17 protein-coding genes are annotated in these 15,179 nt (G+C 56.9%); 7 read left to right on the top strand and 10 right to left on the bottom strand.

The window, feature by feature from the left end; all coding sequences use genetic code 11:
- On the top strand, nucleotides 1-789 hold the full coding sequence (locus ACR0MJ_RS11455; protein WP_170395006.1) for an ATP-binding cassette domain-containing protein: 789 nt from the start codon (nucleotides 1-3) through the stop codon (nucleotides 787-789).
- A gap of 36 nt (nucleotides 790-825) precedes the next feature.
- Here ACR0MJ_RS11455 and ACR0MJ_RS11450 read toward each other — a convergent pair whose 3' ends face one another.
- Genes ACR0MJ_RS11450 through ACR0MJ_RS11430 form a run of 5 tightly spaced genes read right to left on the bottom strand, consistent with a single transcriptional unit; the run spans nucleotide 826 to nucleotide 5,026 of the window.
- A complete protein-coding gene (locus ACR0MJ_RS11450) occupies nucleotides 826-1,368 on the bottom strand; it encodes a DUF3833 domain-containing protein (protein ID WP_480761025.1) in 543 nt (180 codons plus the stop codon).
- Entirely contained in the window at nucleotides 1,365-1,982 is a 618-nt protein-coding gene (locus tag ACR0MJ_RS11445) for a DUF3833 domain-containing protein (protein ID WP_170426000.1), read from the bottom strand. Before ACR0MJ_RS11445 ends, ACR0MJ_RS11450 begins: the two co-directional genes overlap by 4 nt.
- Nucleotides 1,979-3,202 (bottom strand): MFS transporter, encoded by a 1,224-nt coding sequence (locus tag ACR0MJ_RS11440; RefSeq protein WP_480761023.1) that lies wholly within the window; start codon nucleotides 3,200-3,202, stop codon nucleotides 1,979-1,981. Before ACR0MJ_RS11440 ends, ACR0MJ_RS11445 begins: the two co-directional genes overlap by 4 nt.
- Entirely contained in the window at nucleotides 3,202-3,741 is a 540-nt protein-coding gene (locus ACR0MJ_RS11435) for a hypothetical protein (RefSeq protein WP_480761022.1), read from the bottom strand. Before ACR0MJ_RS11435 ends, ACR0MJ_RS11440 begins: the two co-directional genes overlap by 1 nt.
- On the bottom strand, nucleotides 3,698-5,026 hold the full coding sequence (locus ACR0MJ_RS11430) for an NAD(P)/FAD-dependent oxidoreductase (RefSeq protein WP_480761020.1): 1,329 nt from the start codon (nucleotides 5,024-5,026) through the stop codon (nucleotides 3,698-3,700). The genes ACR0MJ_RS11435 and ACR0MJ_RS11430 overlap by 44 nt, the downstream gene beginning before the upstream one ends.
- A 185-nt stretch (nucleotides 5,027-5,211) precedes the next feature.
- Here ACR0MJ_RS11430 and ACR0MJ_RS11425 point away from each other — a divergent pair, with 185 nt between their 5' ends.
- A complete protein-coding gene (locus ACR0MJ_RS11425) occupies nucleotides 5,212-5,937 on the top strand; it encodes an SDR family NAD(P)-dependent oxidoreductase (protein ID WP_170394989.1) in 726 nt (241 codons plus the stop codon).
- Between the two features lie 2 nt (nucleotides 5,938-5,939).
- On the opposite strand, the gene ACR0MJ_RS11420 is transcribed toward ACR0MJ_RS11425, so the two are convergent.
- Nucleotides 5,940-6,227 (bottom strand): I78 family peptidase inhibitor, encoded by a 288-nt coding sequence (locus ACR0MJ_RS11420; protein WP_170394986.1) that lies wholly within the window; start codon nucleotides 6,225-6,227, stop codon nucleotides 5,940-5,942.
- 129 nt (nucleotides 6,228-6,356) lie between these two features.
- Here ACR0MJ_RS11420 and ACR0MJ_RS11415 point away from each other — a divergent pair, with 129 nt between their 5' ends.
- Entirely contained in the window at nucleotides 6,357-7,469 is a 1,113-nt protein-coding gene (locus tag ACR0MJ_RS11415; RefSeq protein WP_170394983.1) for an S-(hydroxymethyl)glutathione dehydrogenase/class III alcohol dehydrogenase, read from the top strand.
- A 54-nt stretch (nucleotides 7,470-7,523) separates the two neighbouring features.
- Here ACR0MJ_RS11415 and ACR0MJ_RS11410 read toward each other — a convergent pair whose 3' ends face one another.
- Nucleotides 7,524-8,462 carry a DMT family transporter gene (locus tag ACR0MJ_RS11410; RefSeq protein WP_480761018.1) on the bottom strand — a complete coding sequence of 313 codons (939 nt, stop codon included), beginning with the start codon at nucleotides 8,460-8,462 and terminating at the stop codon, nucleotides 7,524-7,526.
- A 196-nt stretch (nucleotides 8,463-8,658) separates the two neighbouring features.
- On the opposite strand from ACR0MJ_RS11410, the gene ACR0MJ_RS11405 reads away from it, so the two are divergent.
- Complete coding sequence (locus ACR0MJ_RS11405; protein WP_170394977.1) at nucleotides 8,659-9,126, top strand: DUF1203 domain-containing protein; 468 nt, start codon at nucleotides 8,659-8,661, stop codon at nucleotides 9,124-9,126.
- On the opposite strand, the gene ACR0MJ_RS11400 is transcribed toward ACR0MJ_RS11405, so the two are convergent.
- Nucleotides 9,123-10,115: an ABC transporter ATP-binding protein gene (locus ACR0MJ_RS11400; protein ID WP_480761049.1), complete on the bottom strand. Its 993-nt coding sequence runs from the start codon at nucleotides 10,113-10,115 to the stop codon at nucleotides 9,123-9,125. The genes ACR0MJ_RS11405 and ACR0MJ_RS11400 overlap by 4 nt on opposite strands.
- An 87-nt stretch (nucleotides 10,116-10,202) precedes the next feature.
- Here ACR0MJ_RS11400 and ACR0MJ_RS11395 point away from each other — a divergent pair, with 87 nt between their 5' ends.
- From ACR0MJ_RS11395 to polA, 3 genes are all read left to right on the top strand, one after another.
- The gene (locus tag ACR0MJ_RS11395; protein WP_480761017.1) at nucleotides 10,203-10,388 is read left to right on the top strand and encodes a zinc-finger domain-containing protein; all 186 of its coding nucleotides are present in this window, start codon (nucleotides 10,203-10,205) and stop codon (nucleotides 10,386-10,388) included.
- Between the two features lie 44 nt (nucleotides 10,389-10,432).
- Nucleotides 10,433-11,095, top strand: a complete 663-nt coding sequence (locus tag ACR0MJ_RS11390; RefSeq protein ID WP_480537151.1) for a YrbL family protein — start codon at nucleotides 10,433-10,435, stop codon at nucleotides 11,093-11,095.
- 104 nt (nucleotides 11,096-11,199) lie between these two features.
- Nucleotides 11,200-14,001 carry a DNA polymerase I gene (gene polA, locus ACR0MJ_RS11385; protein ID WP_480761015.1) on the top strand — a complete coding sequence of 934 codons (2,802 nt, stop codon included), beginning with the start codon at nucleotides 11,200-11,202 and terminating at the stop codon, nucleotides 13,999-14,001.
- Between the two features lie 45 nt (nucleotides 14,002-14,046).
- On the opposite strand, the gene ACR0MJ_RS11380 is transcribed toward polA, so the two are convergent.
- Together ACR0MJ_RS11380 and ACR0MJ_RS11375 are read right to left on the bottom strand one after the other, a co-directional pair.
- A complete protein-coding gene (locus ACR0MJ_RS11380) occupies nucleotides 14,047-14,277 on the bottom strand; it encodes a DUF2798 domain-containing protein (RefSeq protein ID WP_170408576.1) in 231 nt (76 codons plus the stop codon).
- A 73-nt stretch (nucleotides 14,278-14,350) separates the two neighbouring features.
- Nucleotides 14,351-15,106, bottom strand: coding sequence for a hydroxypyruvate isomerase family protein (locus ACR0MJ_RS11375; RefSeq protein WP_480761014.1), 756 nt, complete (start codon nucleotides 15,104-15,106; stop codon nucleotides 14,351-14,353).
- Between the last annotated feature and the right edge of the window lie 73 nt (nucleotides 15,107-15,179).

The raw sequence follows: 15,179 nt of genomic DNA, 5'->3' as shown, positions 1-15,179 counted from the left end.
ATGAATCCCGAACATGAACCCATCATCCAGATGAAAAACATCGAAAAGCACTTCGGCAGCGTGATCGCGCTGGCGGGTGTCTCGGTGGACGTGTTCCCCGGTGAATGCCACTGCCTTCTCGGCGACAACGGTGCGGGAAAGTCGACCTTCATCAAGACCATGTCGGGCGTGCACCAGCCCACCCACGGAGAAATTCTGTTCGAAGGCCACCCCATGCATTTCGCCGACCCGCGTGATGCCATCGAGGCCGGGATCGCAACCGTACACCAGCATCTGGCCATGATCCCGCTGATGTCGGTCTCGCGCAATTTCTTCATGGGCAATGAGCCGGTAAAGAAGGTCGGACCTCTTCACTTTTTTGATCATGACTATGCCAACAAGGTCACGATGGAAGAGATGAAGAAAATGGGGATCAACTTGCGCGGCCCTGATCAGGCGGTGGGCACGCTGTCAGGTGGTGAACGCCAGACCGTCGCCATCGCGCGGGCGGTGCATTTCGGGGCGAAGGTTCTGATTTTGGATGAACCGACCTCGGCCCTTGGGGTGCGCCAAACAGCCAATGTTCTGGCGACCATCGACAAGGTGCGCAAGCAGGGGATCGCGGTGGTCTTCATTACTCACAACGTCCGCCATGCACTGGCGGTTGGTGACAGGTTCACGGTTCTCAATCGCGGGCAGACGCTGGGTACGGCGCAGCGTGGCCAGATCACCCCGGAAGAGCTGCAGGACCTGATGGCCGGTGGTCAGGAGATGGTCGAGCTTGAAGGCAGTCTGGGCGGAACCGTCTGATACTTTTTTGCCCCGCTGGCTGTGCTGGCGGGGTGACTACTTCTTCTCGAAGTACAATATGACTTCACCCAGCCTTACGCCAAAACGCGAAACATAGGCTCGGTTCAATAACCGGTCATCCGACAACAACCACATCCAGTCATCGAAATTGACACGCATGGTGCCGTCTTTGACGGGCAGGTCGATTTTGTACTTCCAGTTAAACGTATCGCCCCTTTCGACCCCACTGGCTGTGCCCAGCACACCGGGAGCGGTGCCGGTCCAGGTGTCATCGCCGGTCTTGGTCAGGGTCCAGATCCGTTGTTCGGTCGCACCATCGTGATAGACGAAATCTTCGACAAGCGTCAGAGTCTCTCCGTCCCATGTGCCGTCAATATCGACCTGGAAGCGACGCGGGACATTACCTAGTACATCCTGAAACTGACCATAAGCGACAGTCCTACCTTCGAAGAACTCTTCAAGGTTCAGTTGACGATCTGACAGAAACGTTTTTGGTATACGCGGTTTGGCCGAGCATGCGGCGAGGATGGCCAACCCCGCGATCGCGACACCTGCAATAAGGGTACGGCGGGCGATCATTGCAAAACCCTCAGCTCAGAGTCTGCATCGTGGCCGTTTGCGCCATGCAGATGGGTGGATTTCACTTCAGGCGCAGGGCGCATCGTGGCGACCAGCTCGGCCACCTTGATCCCGAATTTTCGCATCTCGGACCGGTTCATGATTACACCGTTCTCCGTCAGATACATCCAGTCGGTCACATCCAGTGTATGCCCGCCCGCGTCCTCGGGCAGGATGATGCGATAGGTCAGCTTGACGGTTGAGCCCGAAATCACGCCTTTGCCCTCGCCGACAATATCGTCCGCTGTTGCGGTGAAAGTGTTGCCCGTGCCCAACGTCAGATGCCATTTGCGGGTCATCTGTTTGCCGTTGGAATAGGTGAAATACTCGGACAGCGTACCGGTATTGCCGTCCCATTCGCCCACCATGCGTGCGACAAAGCTGTTCGACATCTTGCCGTTGGGGCCATAGATCAATCCTTCGGACAGGATTTCGCCATTCAGGTTCTTTTTGAGTGAAAACTCAGGTCCGGTTCCGCTGTAGTCGGAGGGTGATTGCGAGCGGAAACTGAGGAACCGGTTCTTCACAGCAAACAGCGCAAAAATCGCAAGCAGACAGATCAGGAGCGTTTTCATTTGGCAGAGACCTCTGTCGGGAGGGTCAGGACCATGCCAAACGCTCCGAGTTTCAAAATGCAGGGCAGCACCGCATAGGCGAGGGTGAGTGTATTCAAAGCCTCGGCAGAATTGGCCTGTCCAGGTGTAAAGCCGCTGCGTTCCAGTAGCGGCAGTGTGAAAAAGGCGGCCAGAGCTAGACCCAGCTTGCCTGCGAAGGACCAGATGCCGAACGCAGCAGATGCGTTCAGCCCGGCCCGGGTCAGAACGACCGAGAACATTGCTGGCAGGACAACCATGTCCGCCCCAAGCGCCGCGCCGGATGCGAGGCATATGATGGCGAAACCGACGAGATTCCCAGGGGCTAGAAGAGCGGCCCCGACAAAGCCGAGAATGGCCAGCGGCATGGCGATCATCAGAGTCTGTTTCGGGCCAATTCGGTTGCTGAGCCTGGCCCAGAACGGAACGCTGAGCCCGGCGCTGAGGAAGAACAGGATCAGCAATGGCCCCGCTTTGCCTGGCAGTTGCAGCCGATCTTCAACAAAGAACAGAAACAGGGTCGAGGTGATGGCGACGGGCAGGCTGTTGACCAACGCAAGGGCAAGCAGACGTAAAGCCCCAGCCTGTCCTAGGCCTGCAAAGGACAGCACTTGACCGGTGATCGGCGTGCGTCGCCACATTGGCAGGGTAACAGCCAGAGTCACAACGCTCAGAAGCCCGAGAAACATTCCAAAGGCCGGATACCCTTGCGCGGCTGCGCCAAGCGCCACGAACACAGCGGGTGCTGCGGCTGCTATGATAACTCCGGTCAGTTGTCCGCCTTCGCGGAAGGCGGCCAGTGTCATCAGTTCCTTCGCACTAGTATGTTTCGCCAGCGTGGCGCTGCGGCCATAAAGCAAGATGGTCCCGAGGCTGTAGGCCGAGAATAACAGGATCAGAATAGACACTAATATGGTGATACTTGCCCCTTCTGGCAAACCAAACAGCAATGGGAATCCAATCGCCAGACCCAGCGCAGAGGCGGCGGCAAACAACATTTGCCCACCGGGCCAGCGATCAATGGCCCAGCCAATCAGTGGATCTTGCACTAGATCGACCAGCCGGATGACCAGCAGAATGGTGCCAATCACCCCCAGCCCGATACCGAGATTCACGGCGGCAAAGCGCGGCAGGTGGATGTAAAGCGGGATACCTGCTGCAGCAAGCATCAGCGCATAGAGGCTGACACGCGGGTACAGCATCACTGCCCCTTCAACTGCTGTGTGAACGAGGCGGATCGTGTATTGTTACCCAGAAAAATTGACATGAAGCTGCGTGTGATACCCGGATTTGTCAGGGTGCAGGTTTTGCTTCCGTTGCGCCAGAAGCTGACGTTGTTGGGGCCTTGCGCGATGGCCAGGTAGCTATCGCCTTTGCTGACCGCCTGAAAACAGCCCTGCAATTGGGCTTCCGTCGGCGCAGGATTGCCTTGTCGGGCCATCTCTTCCCGGGTCGACTCGACCAGCGCTTTTTGTTTCAGGTTTTTTCGATAGGTCAATTGTAGGCCGAAATTCTCGTTCCAGTTGAATGCGGCACCGCCGGGCGTGTAAAGCTTGGCGTCATAGAGCGGCAGCCCCAGAAAACGGAATGTCCCGGTGCCGCGCAGCTTAGGGTCTTTGATTGCATCCGACAAAGGCGAAGCCGCCAGTCCGCCGGGGACCATCAGCGCCAGTGACAGCAGCGCAGCGCAACAGGTTCTATACGCTGGCCGAAACAGCGAGGTCCGTTTCAGGGATACCATTGTCAGCTCCGATGCTCTGCGGGATGGCGGTGAGGCGCTCGACAACATGCATTGCGCTGGCAATCCCGTCTTCGTGGAAACCATGCCGGTTATACGCCCCGGCAAACCAGGTTCGGTTCTGTCCCTGCATCTCGCGGATTTGCCCTTGCGCGCGCAAGGCGGCTTTGTCGAACACCGGATGGGCGAACTCGACCTCGTCATAGATTTTGTCCGCGGGAATGTCTGATGCGGCGTTCAGGGTCACAAACAGTGGGTCACTGTCGGGGATATTCTGAAGCCGATTCATCCAATATGTGACCCCAACATTGCCCTTTTGCGATCGATAGGTCCAACTGGACCAGCAAGCACGCCGCCTGGGCATTTGGCGGGGATCACAGTGCAGGATAGCTTTGTTCGGTTGATATCTAATCGCGCCGAGCGCAGCTTTTTCCGCTTCGGTCGCTGCATCACCCAAGATGGCGAGAGACTGATCGGAATGGGTTGCCAGTATGATTTCGTCAAACAGAGCGGCCTCACCTCCTGCATGGACGGTGACGCCCAGATCATGCCGCTCGATCCGCTGCACGGGTGCGGACAGTCTGATGTCAGCACCGCGCGCACGTAGCGCAGTTTCGATCCGGCGGACATATTCGATGCTGCCGCCTTTCACGGTGTACCACTGGTGCTGATTGGCACGGCCCGAGGCCAGCAGCGCGTGATTGCGGAAGAACTGCACCAGCGAGCGGGCTGGGAACTGATCGACGAACTCGACCGGAGTTGACCAGATCGCGCCGCACATCGGCATCAGATAATTGTGCCGGAACCAGTGGCCGAGACGCAGCTGATCCACAAGCTCACCGATCGTGGTGTCGTCGTCCTGCGCGGCTTCGGGGGCCTCTTTGCCAAACCGCAGGATATCGGCGATCATCTTGTAATAGGCTGGACGCGCGAGGTTGCGCTTTTGCGCGGTCAAAGTGCGCAGATTGTTCAACCCATATTCAATGCGGCCATTGTCGATAGTTGCACCAAAGCTCATCTCACTTTTGGTGACCGGCACGTTCAGCTCACCAAACAGCCGGGTCAAATAGGGGTATGTGACATAGTTGAAGACGATGAAACCGGTATCTACCGGCTGATCTCCGTTCTTTCCGGCCATCACCGTGCGGGCGTGGCCGCCCAGTCGAGGTTCAGCCTCGAACACGGTTATATCGTTGTCTTCGGAAAGGTAATAAGCTGCGGAGAGACCTGAAATGCCTGCGCCTATGACTGCGATTTTCTTGCGTACGCCCCGGGTTTCGTCGAACATTCCATCCTCGTTATTCGGTATTTACAACAAGATACGCAGGGAATGAGCCTTTGGATCAACCGCATTAGAAGTTTTTTTCCGACGCGCTATGTAGTGTTATCTGGCCGAATGCTACGAGCGCTGGGCGTGATCCATTGCTGCTGTCAGAACGTATTCGTCCTAGTAGTACGAAAAAAGACTTACGCATGAGCAGTTTTGACGGAAAAACCTATTGGATCATTGGCGCCAGCGAAGGGCTGGGCCGTTGCTTGGCCGAAAAGCTGAGCCGCGAAGGCGCGCATTTGATCCTTTCTGCTCGCAATGCCGAGCGATTGGATGAAATCTGTGGCACCTTGCCTAATGCACGTGCTGTACCGATGGATGTGACTGATCTCGACACTGTGCGCCGCGCTGTGGTGGAGGCTGGCTCAATTGACGCGCTTGTCTACAACGCAGGCGCCTATGAGCCGATCAGTACGTCAGATTGGGACACCGATGCCGCTTTGGCGATCAGCGATGTGAACTATTCCGGTGCGCTTCGGGTGTTGGGTGAAACCGTCCCAGGATTTGTGGGCTCAGGCAGTGGTGATATCACGCTGATCGGGTCGCTTGCCGGGTATCATGGGCTTCCCAATGCGATCTCGTACGGGGCCAGCAAGGCTGCGCTGATCTCGCTGGCCGAGACCATGCGGCACGATCTGACAGGGTCAGGCGTGACGGTGCGCATTGTCAATCCGGGGTTCATCAAGACCCGTCTGACCGACAAGAACAGTTTCAAAATGCCGATGCTGATGACACCCGAAGATGCGGCCGATCGCGTATTGCGCGCCATGTCCCGTCGCCGGTTTCGAACCGATTTCCCGATACCGTTCTCATGGGTTGTGCGCTTGATCGATTATTTGCCCGATATTCTGGTGTACCGGGGAAAGTGACCCTATCCGCAAGTAAGCCTCTGAATTGTGCCTGCGCCGTTCACATAAACGTTCAGCCGGTCGATGCGATAATCCTGCGTGGCAATATCATCCGGGCCCAGAACGCGCGACCGTTCAGGCAGTTGGGCTTGTATGGTTGAAACCGGCTCACCAATGGTGTTCGCAAACGGTTCTCCCTTACAAAATGCAAGATCAACCGGTGCCTCCTCTAGTTCAAGCGCCGCGTCCTGCGGTGCAGAGGTTTCAGAACATGCGGTCAGAAGAATTAGGATCGGAAATAAACGGTACATTGGCGCTGGGCTTTCTGGTGATGTCGTTTCTGAAATATCAAAGATTTAGCCAACCTGTCATGAAAGCGCAGTTGAAAAAACCCTGTATTTGACGCAGGGTCGGGCAAAACAGACAGGGAGACAAGCACCATGCGTACCCGTGCCGCCGTCGCCGTTCAGGCAGGCAAACCTTTGGAAGTGATGGACGTAAACCTTGAAGGCCCCAAAGCGGGCGAGGTTCTGGTCGAGATCAAGGCGACAGGCATTTGCCATACCGATGAATTCACCCTGTCGGGCGCCGACCCTGAAGGCTTGTTTCCCGCCATTCTGGGCCATGAAGGCGCAGGTGTCGTGCTTGAGGTCGGCCCGGGTGTAACCAGCCTGAAACCCGGCGATCACGTCATCCCGCTTTACACGCCCGAGTGTCGTGAGTGCGAATACTGCCTGCATCCCAAGACCAACCTGTGCCAGGCAATTCGCGAAACCCAAGGCCAGGGCCTCATGCCGGATGGCACCTCGCGTTTTTCTACGTTGGATGGCGATCCGATCCTGCACTACATGGGCTGCTCGACCTTCTCGAACCATACGGTTCTACCTGAAATCGCGCTCGCCAAAGTGCGTGAGGACGCGCCCTTTGACAAGATCTGCTATATCGGCTGCGGCGTGACCACCGGAATTGGCGCGGTGATCAACACTGCAAAGGTAGAAATTGGCAGCCGTGCCATCGTGTTCGGTTTGGGCGGTATCGGCCTGAACGTGATTCAGGGCCTGCGTCTGGCTGGCGCGGATCAGATCGTGGGCGTTGATTTGAATCCAGCCAAGGTGGAAATGGCGACCAAGTTCGGCATGACGGATTTCGTGAACCCCTCTGAGGTCGAAGGTGATCTGGTGCCGTATCTGGTCAACCTGACCAAGGGCGGCGCGGATTATACCTTTGACGCCACAGGCAATGTCGGCGTAATGCGAGCGGCACTGGAATCGGCTCACAAGGGCTGGGGTGAATCGATCATCATCGGTGTGGCACCTGCGGGTGCCGAAATCTCGACTCGTCCATTCCAACTGGTAACGGGCCGCTCATGGCGTGGCACCGCGTTTGGCGGAGCGCGTGGACGCACCGACGTCCCGAAAATCGTGGATTGGTACATGGACGGGAAGATCGAGATCGACCCCATGATTACCCACACCATGGGCCTGGATGACATCAACCATGGTTTCGACCTGATGCATAAAGGCGAGAGTATCCGATCAGTGGTCGTCTACTAAGGCTCTATAAGGGCTGAAATGGATTGCACGGCGCGCTGCAATGCGCGCCGTTTTTTATCCTCCGGGCCTCGTCGCTCCAGTATCTGACCGCGGCGACCTGACGCGCAGCACAGGCGTATTAGCAGAGGTAGTGTTTGATCGGCTCTCTCGCCAAACCACGAAAACACCTGATGCGATGATGATACTTGCGCCAACGGCGACCCAGATATCCGGGTGCTCGCCAAAGAAAATCACGCCGAAGATCGTGGCCCAGATGATCTGGCTGTATTGACTGGGCGCAATGACGCCGGCGGGGGCGGCGCGATAAGCAAGGATGATCAGGTGCTGTGCGATTACCGAGAACACCCCGACAAACGCCATCATCGCCAGATGCAGCAATGATGGTGGTTGATAGACTGCCGGTTGGGCGACGCTCATGACGGCGATGGCCAGCAGCATAGGATAAAGGATCAGGACGGCAGAGCGTTCTTCATTCCCGATTTTGCGGACAAGAACCGAAGCAAATGCGCTGCAGAAGGCTGCTGCCAGAGCCGCTAAATGGCCCAGGGTGATTTCGGTCGCGCCAGGGCGCAGGACGATCAGGACGCCGATCAGGCCGACGCCCACGGCCGCCCACCTTTGGGCACGGACCACCTCACCCAGAATCGGAATCGACAGAACAGTTACGATCAGCGGGAAGGAAAATAGCAGGGAATAGACTTCGGCCAGCGGCAGCACCGAAAAAGCGTAGAAGGCACAAGACATGGCCATGATCATCGTCGCTGATCGCAACAGCACCAACCACGGATGCCGCGGCAGGAAATTCCCAGTGGTCCGATCGGCCAGAATTGTTACTGCCATAGGGACAAAGGAAAACAGCGTCGCAAAGAAGATGATCTGCAAAACCGAATAGGTGCCACCCAGCACCTTGATCAGCACGTCATGCGTCGCGAAGACGGCAAAGCCTAAGAACGCAAAGGCAAGCCCACGAAGGGTGGAGTTCTGAGCGCTCATGACAAAAGCCTCAATCATAGATGGATCGTTTGGGGTGTTTGATGTTTGCTTAGACCCAAATTGGTCTGACGGGTAGCCCTTATTTTATCGCTAACATTCTTTTGCTGGCAGGGTTGCAGATTTTGCAATACGCAGGAAACGGGTCGAGTCCAAAACAAGCGATTGCCATGATCATCTCAAATCAAGGACAAACATCATGCACGGAATTTCAGCCCTACCAACACAGCAGGTTCAGGCATATCGCGCCGGTGCGCCGGATGGATATGGAAACCCACCAGAGCGTGCGATTTCCAATGGGGCGGGCAACCCATGCCGTCATTGTTTGAAATACATACCGGAAGGCAAAGAGATGCTGGTGTTGGCGCACCGACCCTTCCCGGAAACGCAGCCTTATGCAGAGACTGGACCGATCTTCCTTTGTGCCGACCCCTGCGCACGCTATGAAAGTGAGGATGTGCTGCCCGAGGCGTTGACCGACTCGCCCAACTACCTGATCAAAGGGTATGGTCCGGACGACCGAATTGTCTATGGAACCGGGATCATCACCCCACAGGCGCAGTTGCATGAGGCGGCTGAAAAAATCTTCTCCCGCGCTGAAGTCGCTTACATCCACATCCGATCTGCTCTGAACAACTGTTATCACGCACGGATCGATCGTGTCTAAAGCTTGACGCGGTGCATCCCCCGATGTGGTTGGTTCGGGTCGTTGACAGTTGCGTCGTCGACCCGACTGGAGGTCAACGCAAGGAACACATCCTCAAGATCAGCTTCTTCAGTGCGGACGTCCTGGATGCGAATATCGGCCTGACGTACAGATTCCAGCACCTGCTCGGCTGTAGTTAGGTTGCTGTGGTATTGCAGCACAAGGTCGCCGTTCTCACGTTGCGCTGCAATCACGTTATCCGCTACAGGCAGAGTCTGCATGGGGCTATCCGGCACGATCACCATGGTTCGGCTGTCCATGCGGCCCAGCAGATTGGCCGTGCTGTCTTGTGCGATCTTTTCGCCGTGATTGATAATGGCGATCTCGTCACACATCTCTTGCGCTTCTTCCAGATAGTGCGTGGTCAGGATGATGGTCATGCCCTGTTCGTTCAGCTTGCGCACATTGGCCCAAAGCATCTGTCGCAGTTCGATATCCACACCCGCCGTGGGTTCGTCGAGCACCAGAATCTTGGGATGGTGCACCAGCGCCTTGGCCAGCAGCAGACGCCGCCGCATTCCGCCCGAGAGCGTGCGCGCATAGGCCTCGGCCTTGTCGGCAAGGCCAACGAGGTCGAGGATCTCATCGCTTCGCCGATCAGACTTGGGAACACCGTACAGCCCGGCCTGAACTTCTAATGCGCCTCGAGGTGTAAAGAACGGATCAAGGTTCAATTCCTGAGGCATCACGCCGATGGCGGCGCGGGATTGGCGCGGGTTTTGATCCTGGTCGAAGCCCCAGATCGAGACGCTGCCAGACGTTTTGACCACCAGCCCCGCCAGAATGTTGATCAGGGTCGATTTGCCGGCTCCATTCGGGCCAAGCAGACCGAAAACGGACCCCTGCGGCACCGTCAGGTCGATCCCTTTCAAAGCCTGTTTCTCGGGCTGGCCCTTGCCGCCGCCATAGGTCTTGCGCAGTGATCTGATTGTGATTGCCGCATCGGACATGTGGCCCTTGCCCCCGGTTTGCTCATCGCCCATAAACGCACCTAATACATGCCCGCGAGGCCGACAACCAAAGAAGGATCGCCAGCCGTGACCATCGAAGCGCCGGAAACCAAGATTGTCGATAATACCCGTGTCGCCTGCGATGGTGGCGAGGGTGCGCTGGGCCATCCGCGCGTCTGGCTGCAGATTCCCGAAGACACTGGTTGGGTCGAGTGCCCCTATTGCGATTGCAAATACGTGCTGCGCGGTGAGGACTCTGGTCAGGACGCGTAAGGGCGACCAGGACGGCAGGCGGTCGTAACTGGCGAGGATGGATAATGCTGTTCACAGCCAAAACGATTGACCTTTCCGACAGTCAGCCAATCGCGAACGGGACTGTGCGCAGTGTCTATGACTTTCCCGGTCATCCTGACTTACTGATCAAAGTTTTTACCCGGTCCCAAGATCGTGTCTCGCACAGGCTTGGCAAGCGACTGGCATGGAAACTGTTCCCCGAGGCGCAGTATCGCAGCACATTGAAAGAGCTGGAATGCGAGCTTCGCGTATCACTTAAACTCGGGACGGAAATTGAGCGTTCACCCCTGTCCAGGATGTTGGGCGTGGTTCAGACGACGCATGGGGCGGGGGTTGTGGTTGAGCGCATTTCTGGCCTTGATGGCGGGCTTGCACCAAAGCTGTATGAAGTCTGCCGTAGTGGATTGGATGCCCCGGTTTTAGATGCGCTGAATGCATTCGTCGGGCAGATGTTTGACCTTCACATCGTCGCCCGCGACGTCAAAAGTTCGAATATTGTCTTCGGGACAAGGGGCGCTGGTCCGGCCTGTTTCCTGATCGATGGATATGGTGAGCGGAACCTCATCCCACTGCGCAGCCTGTCCCAACGTCTGAATGATCGCTCGCTGAACAAACAATTCGCGTTGATCGCGCAAAAAGCAGGTTTGGCTTGGAATGCGGATAAGCGCACTTTTTCGAATAGCTAAGACCAGACCACGGGCAAATTAGGTCGCAACGAATTGGCCAGGTGGCCTCGTCTTTCGTGCAGCCCTTATGTACAACTTGGCGCAACCCAGCGCAGGAGCCTCATATGACCACCACCCAATTCGGAAAAGGCTGCCATCTGCATCTGATTGATGGATCAGCCTTTATCTTCCGCGCCTATCACGCTTTACCGCCGTTGACGCGGAAATCGGATGGGCTACCAATTGGGGCGGTATCGGGGTTCTGCAACATGCTGCAGAAATATGTCGAAGGGAACGCCGGGCCGGATGCGCCGACCCATGTTGCGGTGATCTTCGACAAGGGCTCGCATACGTTCCGTAATGATCTGTATGATCTCTACAAGGCCAACCGTGAAGCGATGCCCGAGGATTTGCGCCCGCAAATGCCGCTGACTCGCGAAGCCACCAAAGCGTTCAACATCGCCTGCAAAGAACTTGAAGGCTATGAAGCCGACGACATTATCGCGACCCTCGCCGTTCAGGCACGTGAGGCCGGTGGGCGGGTGACCATTGTCAGTTCTGACAAAGACCTGATGCAGCTTGTGGGTGGCGGTGTCGAGATGCTGGATGCGATGAAGAACAAGCGCGTCGATCGCGACGGGGTGGTTGAGAAGTTCGGCGTCGGGCCCGAGCGGGTTGTCGATGTGCAGGCTTTGGCCGGGGATTCGGTGGATAACGTACCGGGCGCTCCGGGCATTGGTGTGAAGACGGCGGCGCTGTTGATCAATGAATATGGCGATCTGGAAACCCTGCTGGATCGCGCTGAAGAGATCAAACAGCCCAAGCGCCGCCAGACCCTGATCGAAAAGCGCGACCAGATCGAGCTTTCGAAGAAACTTGTGCAATTGGATGAAAACACACCGTTGGATTTCACTCTGGATGACCTTGAGGTGAAGGATCCCGATGCTGAGACTTTGATGAAGTTTCTGGCAGAGATGGAATTTCGGACGCTCACCAAACGCATTGCTGACAAGCTGGGCGTCGAGTCCCCTGTCATCCCCGATATATCCACGCCCGAGGCGGAGTCACAGGCCGAAGACGTCCCATTTGATGCAACGAAATACGAATGCGTGCGCGATGCTGCGGCTTTGCAGAAATGGATCGATCAGGCCTACGAGCGCGGCTGGGTTGCGGTGGATACCGAGACCACTGGCCTGAATGAGATGATCGCCGATTTGGTCGGGATTTCGCTATGTGTCGAGGCGGGTGAGGCTTGTTACATCCCGTTGACTCACCGTGAAAGCGCGACCGATGATCTGTTCGGATCGGATGCGCTGGCCGATGGACAGATGCCGCTGGATGAGGCTCTAAACTTTCTGAAACCGATGTTTGAGGATCCGTCGATCCTGAAGATCGGACAGAACATGAAATACGATGCCAAAATCTTTGAGCGATACGGCGTCGACGTTGCCCCCATCGACGACACGATGCTGATGTCCTACGCCATGCACGGCGGTGAGCATGGGCATGGCATGGATACGCTATCTGAACGCTATCTGAGCCATACGCCGATTCCCATCAAACCTCTGCTTGGCTCGGGCAAGTCTGCAATCACTTTCGACAAGGTGCCGATTGACGAGGCCACGGCCTACGCTGCCGAGGATGCGGACATCACCCTTCGCCTGTGGAAATTGTTCAAGCCGCAGTTGCATCAGGTGCAGGTGACGACGGTGTATGAAACACTTGAACGTCCATTGGTGCCGGTTCTCAAAGAAATGGAGATGCATGGCATCAAGGTCGATCGCGATGTTCTCAGCCGAATGTCAAATGCATTTGCGCAGAAGATGGCCGGGTTAGAGGCTGAAATCCACGAATTGGCGGGTGAGAATTTTAACGTCGGTTCGCCGGCGCAACTGGGTGAAATCCTGTTCGACAAAATGGGGCTTGAGGGCGGCAAGAAGGGCAAGACCGGTAAGTACTCGACCGGGGCGGACATTCTTGAGGACCTTGCAACGGAACATGAACTGCCGCGCCGGGTGCTGGACTGGCGGCAACTCTCCAAGCTGAAATCGACCTATACGGACGCGCTGCAGACCCATATCAATCCTGATACGGGCCGGGTGCATACGTCTTACTCGATCACTGGGGCGAATACGGGCCGACTGGCCTCGACCGATCCCAACCTGCAAAACATTCCGGTGCGGACTGAGGAAGGTCGGCGCATACGTGAGGCGTTCATTGCCGAGCCGGGCAATGTGCTGGTCAGCCTTGATTACAGCCAGATTGAGCTACGGATTCTGGCCCATATCGCCGATATTCCGACCCTGAAACAGGCGTTTGCGGATGGATTGGACATTCACGCAATGACAGCGTCCGAGATGTTTGATGTTCCGTTGGAAGAGATGACGCCGGATATCCGTCGTCAGGCCAAGGCGATCAACTTTGGTGTGATCTACGGCATTTCGGGCTTTGGGCTGGCGCGCAATCTGCGCATTCCCCGGGCGGATGCGCAGGGTTTCATCGATCGCTATTTCGAACGTTTCCCCGGCATCCGGCGCTATATGGACGACACGATCGCGTTTGCCAAAGAGAATGGCTATGTCCAGACCCTGTTCGGCCGGAAAATCCATACACCCGAGATCAATGCCAAGGGGCCGCATGCCGGGTTCTCGCGTCGTGCTGCGATCAATGCTCCGATCCAAGGGACGGCAGCAGATGTGATCCGGCGCGCGATGGTGAGGATGCCGGATGCGATCAACGGCTTGCCCGCCAAGATGCTGTTGCAGGTGCATGACGAGCTGCTGTTCGAAGTGGCTGAAGAGGCTGTGGATCAAACCATTTCGGTCGCGCGCGCGGTGATGGAAGGGGCAGCAGATCCGGCAGTGAAGCTGGATATTAAGCTGGTCGCGGATGCCGGACAAGGCGCGAACTGGGCCGAGGCCCATTAGGGGCGGCGCTGCTCATCAAGCCCTGCGGGCCCTCTTTGCAGCGGGTCAGGCTTCTGGCCTGACCAGGCGGGCGATCAGGCGTTTTACGAAAGGGCCCAGCGTCAGGATGACGGTGAAGGCGATAGGCCAGCAAAAGGCCCAAGAGGCCATCCAGTCTCCGAGTGTTGAAGGGCTGAAGCCGATAGCTTTGAGCGTGGCTATGCCTGTGACGACGCAGGACATCAAGCCGGACATGATCAAGGCGAACAGGGCATTGGCATAGCGGGCAGATATCATGCGGGGCATCCTTGGCGTGTCGATGCCCTCAATTGCGCCATTTCAGTCTGAAAATCCAGCGTTCATATAGGGTTTAATACTGTATCCAAGCCAGTGAGTCCTCAGTCCGCCGAGTTGAGGGGTTGTATTCGGCGCTGACCCAGCCGCTGTAATCCGACTGGTCCATCGCAGCAAACAACGCGGCAAAGTCCATTGTACCCAGCCCGGGTTCCGAGCGATCCGGCGCAGCCCCGATCTGTGCATGGACAATACGGGGCTGAAAACGGTGCCAAATCGCCAGCGCGTCGCCGTGGATCATCTGTGCATGAAAACTGTCATATTGTAGGCCGACATTTGCGCGGTCGACGCGGTCCAGCACTTCGGCGGCCAGATCATAATTGTTCAGGAAGTAACCGGGTTGCGATACGGGGTTGAGCGGTTCGATTGTAAACCGCTGTGCCGGCGCGAGGTCGGCGGCCCATTGCAGGTTCTCGACAAAACAACGCAGGGACTCGGGGCCGGAAGCGTATCCTGCCATAACGTGAATCATCTCTGGCCGCAGCACATCCGCGTAGCGCAGAACGCGCCGGATATCGGACTTAAACCTGCCAGAGCTGCCGGGCATGGCGGCGTAACCCGGTTCACCGCCGGTATAATTCGGGGGCGGGGCGTTGATCAGCACCAGATCAAGCCCGCTGGACAGCAGCGCGCGGCGGGTCTCTTTGGCCGCGAGGTCGTAGGGGAAGAGAATTTCAACAGCCGTAAACCCGGCCTGCGCGGCGGCTTGAAACCGGTCGAGATAGGGCAGTTCTGCAAACAGCAGTGAAAGATTGGCGGCAAATCTGGGCATCGGGCATCCGGTGTCGAACTTTGCAGAGCCTAACGATCACGACGGCCACGTGAAAGAGACTGAAAACGACAGA

The organism is Ruegeria sp. C6 (genome assembly GCF_056537625.1).
This window is presented reverse-complemented; position numbering and strand designations above follow the sequence as displayed.

What these genes read in the sequence shown, in the direction of transcription:
- ACR0MJ_RS11430 (WP_480761020.1), bottom strand. Translation starts at nt 5,026, where the DNA reads ATGTTCGACGAAACCCGGGGCGTACGCAAGAAAATCGCAGTCATAGGC.
- ACR0MJ_RS11405 (WP_170394977.1), top strand. Translation starts at nt 8,659, where the DNA reads ATGCACGGAATTTCAGCCCTACCAACACAGCAGGTTCAGGCATATCGC.
- ACR0MJ_RS11445 (WP_170426000.1), bottom strand. Translation starts at nt 1,982, where the DNA reads ATGAAAACGCTCCTGATCTGTCTGCTTGCGATTTTTGCGCTGTTTGCT.
- ACR0MJ_RS11380 (WP_170408576.1), bottom strand. Translation starts at nt 14,277, where the DNA reads ATGATATCTGCCCGCTATGCCAATGCCCTGTTCGCCTTGATCATGTCC.
- ACR0MJ_RS11450 (WP_480761025.1), bottom strand. Translation starts at nt 1,368, where the DNA reads ATGATCGCCCGCCGTACCCTTATTGCAGGTGTCGCGATCGCGGGGTTG.
- ACR0MJ_RS11455 (WP_170395006.1), top strand. Translation starts at nt 1, where the DNA reads ATGAATCCCGAACATGAACCCATCATCCAGATGAAAAACATCGAAAAG.
- ACR0MJ_RS11415 (WP_170394983.1), top strand. Translation starts at nt 6,357, where the DNA reads ATGCGTACCCGTGCCGCCGTCGCCGTTCAGGCAGGCAAACCTTTGGAA.
- ACR0MJ_RS11440 (WP_480761023.1), bottom strand. Translation starts at nt 3,202, where the DNA reads ATGCTGTACCCGCGTGTCAGCCTCTATGCGCTGATGCTTGCTGCAGCA.
- ACR0MJ_RS11435 (WP_480761022.1), bottom strand. Translation starts at nt 3,741, where the DNA reads ATGGTATCCCTGAAACGGACCTCGCTGTTTCGGCCAGCGTATAGAACC.
- ACR0MJ_RS11375 (WP_480761014.1), bottom strand. Translation starts at nt 15,106, where the DNA reads ATGCCCAGATTTGCCGCCAATCTTTCACTGCTGTTTGCAGAACTGCCC.
- ACR0MJ_RS11425 (WP_170394989.1), top strand. Translation starts at nt 5,212, where the DNA reads ATGAGCAGTTTTGACGGAAAAACCTATTGGATCATTGGCGCCAGCGAA.
- ACR0MJ_RS11400 (WP_480761049.1), bottom strand. Translation starts at nt 10,115, where the DNA reads ATGTCCGATGCGGCAATCACAATCAGATCACTGCGCAAGACCTATGGC.
- ACR0MJ_RS11390 (WP_480537151.1), top strand. Translation starts at nt 10,433, where the DNA reads ATGCTGTTCACAGCCAAAACGATTGACCTTTCCGACAGTCAGCCAATC.
- ACR0MJ_RS11420 (WP_170394986.1), bottom strand. Translation starts at nt 6,227, where the DNA reads ATGTACCGTTTATTTCCGATCCTAATTCTTCTGACCGCATGTTCTGAA.
- polA (WP_480761015.1), top strand. Translation starts at nt 11,200, where the DNA reads ATGACCACCACCCAATTCGGAAAAGGCTGCCATCTGCATCTGATTGAT.
- ACR0MJ_RS11410 (WP_480761018.1), bottom strand. Translation starts at nt 8,462, where the DNA reads ATGAGCGCTCAGAACTCCACCCTTCGTGGGCTTGCCTTTGCGTTCTTA.